The organism is Bacillus sp. Nf3 (assembly GCF_003028545.1).
Taxonomy (GTDB): Bacteria; Bacillota; Bacilli; order Bacillales; family Bacillaceae; genus Bacillus; species Bacillus safensis.
Genome location: NZ_PYUA01000141.1, coordinates 1 through 506, shown reverse-complemented (window position 1 = coordinate 506; position 506 = coordinate 1). Strand labels below are relative to the sequence as shown.

Annotated in this window: 1 protein-coding gene; it reads left to right on the top strand. The window is 70.2% G+C overall.

Features of this window, described 5'->3' with window-relative positions; genetic code table 11:
* Window positions 1-212: 212 nt before the first annotated feature.
* Window positions 213-506, top strand: a 294-nt coding sequence (locus tag C9414_RS21220) for a hypothetical protein (RefSeq protein WP_258182664.1), incomplete at its 3' end; no start/stop codon positions are given.

Below are 506 nucleotides of genomic sequence, written 5' to 3'. Positions count from 1 at the left end.
GAACTGTCAGAGGCCGGGTGGGTAGGCGGGGCGGGGGTGTCCGCGGCATGGATGCCGCGGCCAAGCCCCCATGGATGGGTTTACGGCGTCCCCCGACCCGCCTACCCACCCGGCCAAGCCGATCGACCGCATTCCGCGACCAACCCAACCCCACCACGGAGGGGCTCCGCCGTTGGCCGGCCCGGCCGAAGGCCCGCCCTGCGCGCGATACAATGCCCACCATGAACACCCCCCAGGACTCCAGCCTCGGTCGCGAGGTCAGTTACCCGTCGCAGTACGATCCCGGCCTGCTGTTTCCCATCCCCCGCAGTGGCGCCCGCGCCGAGATCGGCCTGGATGACGCCGCGCTGCCGTTCGTCGGCCATGACCGCTGGCACGCCTTCGAGCTGAGCTGGCTCGACCCGCGCGGCAAGCCGCAGGTCGCCGTCGCCACCGTGCAGGTGCCGTGCACCTCGCCGCGGCTGATCGAATCGAAATCGTTCAAGCTCTACCTGAACTCCCTCAAC